The organism is Caulobacter sp. B11 (genome assembly GCF_002737765.1).
GTDB lineage: Bacteria > Pseudomonadota > Alphaproteobacteria > Caulobacterales > Caulobacteraceae > Caulobacter.
In genome coordinates, this window is record NZ_PEGG01000335.1 from 1 (window position 1) to 2789 (window position 2789).

The 2789-nt window shown below is 66.6% G+C and carries 3 protein-coding genes, 1 tRNA gene and 1 pseudogene; 3 read left to right on the top strand and 2 right to left on the bottom strand.

Features of this window, described 5'->3' with window-relative positions:
- Together CSW58_RS12225 and CSW58_RS12230 are read right to left on the bottom strand one after the other, a co-directional pair.
- A partial coding sequence (locus CSW58_RS12225; protein ID WP_201721664.1) for a hypothetical protein occupies nucleotides 1-408 on the bottom strand: 408 nt, incomplete at its 3' end.
- A 247-nt stretch (nucleotides 409-655) separates the two neighbouring features.
- A tRNA-Ser gene (locus CSW58_RS12230) sits at nucleotides 656-745 on the bottom strand.
- Between the two features lie 167 nt (nucleotides 746-912).
- Here CSW58_RS12230 and CSW58_RS12235 point away from each other — a divergent pair.
- From CSW58_RS12235 to CSW58_RS12245, 3 genes and pseudogenes are all read left to right on the top strand, one after another.
- Nucleotides 913-1782: a septal ring lytic transglycosylase RlpA family protein gene (locus CSW58_RS12235; protein WP_369825178.1), complete on the top strand. Its 870-nt coding sequence runs from the start codon at nucleotides 913-915 to the stop codon at nucleotides 1780-1782.
- A 32-nt stretch (nucleotides 1783-1814) separates the two neighbouring features.
- Nucleotides 1815-2441 carry a dTMP kinase gene (gene tmk / locus CSW58_RS12240; RefSeq protein WP_099447470.1) on the top strand — a complete coding sequence of 209 codons (627 nt, stop codon included), beginning with the start codon at nucleotides 1815-1817 and terminating at the stop codon, nucleotides 2439-2441.
- Nucleotides 2442-2444: 3 nt separating this feature from the next.
- Nucleotides 2445-2789: pseudogene (locus CSW58_RS12245) on the top strand (DNA polymerase III subunit delta'); the annotation flags it as partial.

Below are 2789 nucleotides of genomic sequence, written 5' to 3' on the forward strand. Positions count from 1 at the left end.
CAGGGTCTGTCTGAGGAACGGAAAGGCCAGGAGCCCCAGGCACCGATCCGAGTTGATATGGACGGCGTAGCGGGAGATCTGCTCGTCGGTGCGACCCAGGATGTCGAAGGAGTGGGTTCGAATCGTGAAGGGGACGCCGATGGCTTCGGACATCTGGTGGATCACGTCGCTTGTGTGCAGGTAGTGGCCGTGCAGCACATCGGGCCGGAACGACTTGGCCACCTCGGCGACTTCGGAGTGCCGGGTCACGGCCTGAAATGGGAACGCGCTGCCGAACCGCTTGTGCGGCGGCAGAAACGAAACGATCTGCAGTTCATGCCCGGCCGTCAGATAGCGGATTTCGCTATCCTTGTAGGTTTGCGACAGGGTTGGGTAGTTAGTCAGAACGCAAAGGACTCGCCGCTTCACGAACGCTCACTCCCAGAAGACCTGAGCGGTTCAACTAGGCGTTTTTTGTCTCGGTGAAAAGTCGTTGTTTGAAGCCTGCGCGTGTGGCGCGGATCCTCGGGTGTTGGCGGTCGAGCTCAACAAGATTCCGACCGAAAGCCGTGTCACCTACCGTCGCGGCGCGGGGTCCTCGGCTGACCCCGCGTGATGTGCCTGGCCGTTACCGGGAAAAAGGTCCGACTAAGGTCAATTATCGATCGGGGTGGGATGGCGGACAGAGTGGGATTCGAACCCACGGTAGACTTTCACCTACGGCGGTTTTCAAGACCGCTGCCTTAAACCACTCGGCCATCTGTCCAGCAGCGGGCGCTATAACAGGGGTTGGCGCGGGGCTCCAGTCCGATTGGCCGCATCCAGCCTTAACCAAGCCTCAAGTCTGTTGAGCGATCCTGGTCCAGCGTCAAACAGCCTTGGCGCGGCTGGGCCGGAACAATGGGCATTTTCGCGCGCCCGAAGATTGGCGTCTTGCGGCGACTGGCTGTCCTGGCCCTCGTCGCCGGCAGCCTCGCGGCCTGCGCCACCCCCAGGGGCCCACAGTCCACCGCCATGTCCGGCAAGGCGCGACCCTATAGCGGCCCGCCGCCGGCCGGCTCGACAAAGGGGCTTCGCGGGACCGAAAAACCGTACCAAATCAAGGGTGTATGGTACTACCCTCAAGCCGATTCCGACTATGATGTGAAGGGCGTCGGCTCGTGGTACGGCGAGCAGTTTCACAACCGTCGAACCGCCAATGGCGAGATCTTCGACATGGACCTGCCCTCGGCGGCCCACAAAACCCTGCCCTTGCCGAGTCTGGTCGAGGTGACCAACCTCGACAACGGCAAGAAGATGGTCGTGCGGGTCAATGATCGCGGACCCTTCGTCGGCGATCGGATCATCGACCTGTCAAAGGCCGCAGCCGAACAGCTGGGCTATGCGCGCCAGGGCGTGGCCCGCGTGCGGGTGCGCTATGTCGGCCCCGCGTCGAAGACGGCCATGGCGGCGCCGCGCCGGTTCGCCGCCGCGCCTTCACCGCCGCCGCCGCCGCCGCGCTACGTGCCGCCTCGACCCGCCTATCATGAGGTTTCGCCGGACGATCCGCCGGAAAAGCCTGTTCGATCGAGCCGGGCGCTCTACCAGGTCCAGGCCGGGTCGTTTTCCGATCGCGGCAACGCCGAGCGCGCCCTGGCGCGGCTGGGCGCCGCCGGCGGCGCGACCATCGAGGCCATTCAGCGCGAGGCGGGTACGCTTTATCGGGTCGTGGTTTCCGCCGGCGCCGACGAGGCTGACGCCTGGGGGTTGCGTGATCGTGTCGTCGCGCTCGGCTTCTCGGACGCCACGGTCGTTAGACCCTAGACAGGCGAGGCGATCCGGTCGAATTGAGGCGGGTGACCCGTGGAATATTCATCAGCTTCGAAGGCGGGGAGGGGGCGGGCAAGTCCACCCAGATCCGCAAGCTCGCAGACCGCCTGACCGCGCTGGGCAGCGACGTCGTGCTGACGCGTGAGCCCGGCGGCAGTCCCGGCGGCGAGGTGATCCGCGAGATCCTGCTCAATGGCGCGGCCGACCGCTGGTCGCCGGTCACCGAGACCCTGCTGATGTACGCGGCCCGTCGCGACCATATCGAGCGAATCATCCGCCCGGCGCTGGATCGCGGCGCCATCGTGCTCTGTGACCGTTTCGCCGATTCGACCCGGGCCTATCAGGGGGCGGGCGGTGAGGCCCCCGCGTCGCTGATCGCGGCGCTGGAAGAGCACATCCTCGGCGGCACACGGCCCCTGCTGACCCTGATCTTCGACCTGCCGGCCGAGCTTGGCCTGGCCCGGGCGATCAGCCGGGGCGGCGAGGCCCGCTTTGAGTCCAAGGGGCTGGAATTTCACGATCGCCTGCGGGCCGGCTTCCTGGAGATCGCCCGGCGCGAGCCGGAACGCTGCGAGGTGATTCAGGCCGACGCCCCGATCGATCAGGTCGCCCAGGCGGTCTGGGACGTGGTTTCCACCCGTCTGGACCTGTAGCGCTTGGACGCCCCGCCTCATCCCCGCGACGTCTTCACCCTGGAGGGGCTGGAGGCGGCAGAGCACGCCTTTCTGGACGCCTTCCAGCGCGGACGGCTGCACCACGCCTGGCTGCTGACCGGTCCCGAAGGGGTCGGCAAGGCGACCCTGGCCTATCGCATGGCCCGCCGGTTGCTCGGCGGACAGGCTGATACGACCTACGGCGCCCTGGCGTGTCGCCTTCCGATCCCGTCAGCCGCCAGGTCGCGGCGCGCGGTCGCATCCCGACCTGATGGTTCTGGAACGCGCCACCGACGACGGCAAGGCGCGCAAGTCGATCCCGTCGACGAGGCCCGCCGCCTGCCGGAA